This window comes from Protofrankia sp. Cr2, from assembly GCF_963555885.1.
In the GTDB taxonomy this organism is placed as follows: domain Bacteria; phylum Actinomycetota; class Actinomycetes; order Frankiales; family Frankiaceae; genus Protofrankia.
The window spans coordinates 14,994-19,297 of sequence record NZ_CAUVXG010000017.1 but is presented as its reverse complement, the minus strand read 5'-3'; the positions used below and the strand labels follow the sequence as shown (position 1 = coordinate 19,297).

Genomic DNA, 4,304 nt, shown 5'->3' with positions numbered 1-4,304 from the left:
ACTCCTTGATCCACGCCCCTATTGCCGGGCGCTCTTACTACAGCTGCCCACCACAAACATCGGCTACGAGTCTGGCGTGTCGAGTCATCTCTTACTAGAGTCCATTTCGACAAACTCCCGGATGTCGGATGGCATGGCGCTTCGCTGTGCATGGCAGCCGGGCCACGGCAGAGAGGGGCAGGCATCATGACGCGAGCCGCCACGGTCGACCAGGACGCCCGGCCGGCCCAGCCCGCGCCGCCGGCCGCCGGCACCGCCGAAACCGCCGGCACCGCCGACGCGGCCGTGCTCCTGGATCTGCACCGCCGGATGGTGCGCATTCGGGTGTTCGAGACCGAGGCCGGTCGGCTGATGGAGGCCGGAACGCTGCCTGGTTTTCTGCACCTCTACGTCGGGCAGGAGGCGGTCGCCGCCGGCGCAATCAGCACGCTGCGCGATGAGGACCAGATCACCTCCACCCACCGCGGGCACGGTCACGCGGTCGCCAAGGGTGCGGATTTCGCCCGGATGTTCGCGGAACTGTTCGGCCGGGTTGACGGCTACTGCCACGGCCGGGGCGGGAGCATGCACATCAACGATCTGTCGATCGGCATGCTCGGCGCGAACGGGATCGTCGGTGCTGGCATCCCGATCGCGGTGGGCGCGGCCTTCGCCAGCGCCTATCGGTCCGACGGGACGGTTGCCATGGCGTTCTTCGGCGACGGTGCGTCGAACATCGGCACCTTCCACGAGGCGGCCAACCTCGCCGCCGTGCTGCACCTGCCGGTGGTGCTCGTCTGCGAGAACAACGGCTACGCCGAGTTCACGCCACAGGCCCGGCACATGCTGCTCACCGATGTCGCCGATCGCGCGGCGGCCTACGGAATGCCGAGCGAGATCTGCGACGGGATGGACGCGGTCGCCGTCCGTGCGGCCACCCTGCGCGCGGTGGAGCGGGCTCGGGCCGGTGGCGGCCCGACCATGGTCGAGGCCAAGACCTACCGTTATTACGATCACCAGGGCGTCAAGGGGCTGCGCATCGCGTACCGCACCCAGGAGGAGATCGACGCCTGGAAGGAACGCGACGCGATCAAGCTGCTGGAGCGCGGGGCGACCGCGGCCGGCACCGTCGCTCCGGAGCGGTTCGAGGAGATCTGGGCGCAGACCAGGACCGAGGTCGCCGCGGCGATCGCCTTCGCGGAGGCGAGCCCCGAGCCGGATCCGGCGGACATCGCCCGTGACGTCTACAGCGAATGAGCCCGGTACAGCGACGAGCGGCCAAAGGAGCTCCCAGTCGATGACCCGCACCCTGACCTATGTCAAGGCGTTCAATGAGGGCCTCGCGCAGGTCATGCGCGACGACGACGACGTGTTCGTAGTCGGTGAGGATGTCGCCGGCTACGGTGGGGTCTTCCACATGTTCGACGGGTTGCTCTCGGAGTTCGGGCCGCGCCGCGTCGTGGACACGCCCATCTCCGAGGCTGCGATCGTCGGCCTCGGCGTGGGTGCCGCCGCCCGCGGCCTGCGGCCGGTGTGTGACCTGATGTTCATGGACTTCCTCGGCGTCTGCATGGACCAGGTGGTCAACCAGGCCGCCAAGATGAAGTTCATGTACGGCGGGTCGGTCAACGTTCCGCTCACCATCACGACCGCGGCGGGTGCCGGGCTCGGCGCGGCCGCGCAGCACTCCCAGAGCCTGGAGGCGTGGCTCGCCCACACCCCGGGACTCAAGGTGGTCATGCCCGCCACCCCGGCGGACGCCAAAGGGATGATCGTCTCTGCGGTGCGTGACGACAATCCGGTCATCGTGATGCTCAACAAGGTCCTGCTCGGAGCCAAGGGAGACGTGCCCGAGGAGATCTACGAGGTCCCGATCGGGAAGGCCGCCACGCTGCGCACCGGCGACGACGTCACGATTGTGGCCCTGGGGCGGATGACCGTCGAGGCGATGGCCGCGGCCGATGAACTCGCAGCTGAGGGCGTCTCGGTCGAGGTCATCGACCCCCGGACCGTGCAGCCGCTGGACAGCCAGGCGATCGTCGAGTCGGTCGTGCGCACCAACCGGGTGCTTGTGGTCCACGAGGCTGTTCGGTTCGGTGGCATCGGCGCCGAGATCGCCGCGCAGGTCCAGGAAGTCGCCTTCGACTATCTGGACGCCCCGGTGCTGCGCCTGGGCGCACCCTTCACCCCGGTGCCGTTCAGCCCGGCGCTTGAGCGGGCCTACATCCCTGACCGCACCCGGATAGCCGACGGCTGCCGCCGCCTGCTCGCACGGGGCTAGGGCCTGTCTGATGGATATTGGTCGATGCGGGCGATGATCCAGAGGGTGGCTCGCAAGGCGGAGGAGGAGCCGATAGCGGTGTTCTATCGGTGACGACGACAACGCGGCGGGGCGCCTTCTGGGCATCGGTCCGCGCGATCGAAGATCCATCAGACAGGCCCCAGGGCCGGGGAGAGAGGAACTGCGGCGATGGCTGTCGAGGTGCTGCTGCCCAAGCTCGGGCTGACGATGCAGGAAGGCACGATCACCGAATGGCTCGTGCCGCCCGGTGGCCCGGTGCGACCCGGCGATGTGATCATGAGGCTCGCGACCGACAAGGTCGACACGGACGTCGAGGCCGAGGGCGAGGGGCATTTCCATCCGGTCGTACCGGCCGGAACAACCCTGCCTCCCGGCGCGCTGGTGGGCTGGCTGCTCGCCGCCGGCGAGATTCTGCCGGGTGCGGTGTCCGGTGCTGCGCCAGCCGGGGCGGTGGCGTCTGGTGCGGTGGTCTCTGGTGCGGTGGTGTCTGGTGATCTGGTGGCCCGACCCGGGCCGGCCGGTCGACTGCTGGCGTCCCCGAACGCCCGTCGCGTCGCTCGTGCGCGAGGCATCGATCTCGTAACCGTCCGTGGCACCGGGCCGGGCGGCCGGATCGTCTCCGAGGACATCGATGCGGTGGACGTCGCCGCCCCGCCGCCGGTCGTGTCGCCGCCGGTCACCCCGCCGCCGGTCACCCCGCTGGTGCGCCGGTACGCGGAGACCCTCGGTGTGGACCTCGCCACGGTTGCCGGGCGCGGACCCGCAGGCCGCATCCGCCGGGCCGATGTGGATCGCGCAGCGGCAACCGCAACCGCAGCCGCGGCCGCAGCCGGGACGCGGGATGAACGCCCACCGCAGGCAGCGCCACCGGCCAGCCCACGGGCGGGTCAGGTCATCGCGCTGACCGGTATGCGGGGTGCGATCGCCCGCACCATGCACGCCAGCCTGCAGGAGATGGCACAGCTCACCCACGGTTACGAGGCCGATGTGACCGGCCTGGTAGCCCTGCGTGCCCAACTCAAGCAGGAATGGACGGGCACCGGTGCCACCGCGGGCGAGCCACGGGTACCGTCACTGAACGACTTCGTCGTACGCGCTGCGGCATTAGCGCTGCGTGACCATCCGCTGCTCAATGCCACCATCCGCGATGACGGAATCCACCTACTGCCCGAGATCCACGTCGGGGTGGCCGTGGCGGTGCCGGACGGACTGCTCGTGCCGGTCGTGCGCGATGCCGCCACCCGCGGTCTGCTCGACATCGCGGCCGAGGTGAGACGCCTGGCCGGCGCCGCCCGTGACAAGAAGCTTGTTGTGCGAGATCTGGAGGGTGCGACCTTCGTGGTCACCTCCCTCGGCGGGTACGGCGTGGACTTCTTCACCCCGGTGATCAACCCGCCGAACGTGGCCATCCTCGGGGTCGGGCGGGTCCGCGACGGGGTCCGCTGGGAGGGGGACACACCGCGGCGAACGTCTGTGCTGACACTCAGCCTCAGCTTCGACCACCGTGCCGTCGACGGTGCGCCCGCCGCCGAGTACCTCCGTACCGTCACGGCGCTGCTGGCCCGACCGCTGCTGTTGCTCGCAGGTTGAAAGCTCGCAGGTTGAAAGCTGGCGGCTTGAAGGCTGAGAGGGAGTCCCGATGACGTCTGTGGTGCCGCGTCGCATCCCGATCGATCGCGAGCTGTTCGCCTCGCTGGACCCACCGCGGCTGGCCGGCGCCACGTGCGGGCGGTGCGAAACGACGATCTTCCCGGCCGGGCTGTCCTGCCCCCGGTGCTCGGCGGCCGGCAGCGACATGTCCGTTGTCACACTGCCCGAACACGGCACGATCTGGACGCTGACCGTGCAGGGTTTCGAACCGAAGCCGCCGTACAACGCTCCACCGGAGGGCTTCGCGCCGTACGCGGTCGGCTATGTGGATCTGGGCGGGGTGCTCGTCGAGTCCCTGCTGGTCGGGGACCCGGCCATGCTAGACATCGGACTGCGGGTCTGGCTCACGCTCGTCCCGACCGGCGCTGCCGGC

General features: G+C 69.7%; 4 protein-coding genes. All 4 read left to right on the top strand.

The features are described 5' to 3' along the window. Positions 1-186: 186 nt before the first annotated feature. Positions 187-1,236 carry a thiamine pyrophosphate-dependent dehydrogenase E1 component subunit alpha gene (locus U9978_RS10350; protein WP_322760869.1) on the top strand — a complete coding sequence of 350 codons (1,050 nt, stop codon included), beginning with the start codon at positions 187-189 and terminating at the stop codon, positions 1,234-1,236. A gap of 40 nt (positions 1,237-1,276) precedes the next feature. After that, a complete protein-coding gene (locus U9978_RS10345) occupies positions 1,277-2,260 on the top strand; it encodes an alpha-ketoacid dehydrogenase subunit beta (protein WP_322747069.1) in 984 nt (327 codons plus the stop codon). A gap of 189 nt (positions 2,261-2,449) precedes the next feature. Beyond that, the gene (locus tag U9978_RS10340) at positions 2,450-3,871 is read left to right on the top strand and encodes a dihydrolipoamide acetyltransferase family protein (protein ID WP_322760868.1); all 1,422 of its coding nucleotides are present in this window, start codon (positions 2,450-2,452) and stop codon (positions 3,869-3,871) included. A gap of 49 nt (positions 3,872-3,920) precedes the next feature. Further along, positions 3,921-4,304 (top strand): Zn-ribbon domain-containing OB-fold protein (locus U9978_RS10335; RefSeq protein ID WP_322760867.1); only part of this gene is annotated, 384 nt, incomplete at its 3' end.

Excerpts from the sequence above, each read along its gene's own strand:
- U9978_RS10350 (WP_322760869.1), top strand. The coding sequence starts at position 187 with ATGACGCGAGCCGCCACGGTCGACCAGGACGCCCGGCCGGCCCAGCCC.
- U9978_RS10345 (WP_322747069.1), top strand. The coding sequence starts at position 1,277 with ATGACCCGCACCCTGACCTATGTCAAGGCGTTCAATGAGGGCCTCGCG.
- U9978_RS10340 (WP_322760868.1), top strand. The coding sequence starts at position 2,450 with ATGGCTGTCGAGGTGCTGCTGCCCAAGCTCGGGCTGACGATGCAGGAA.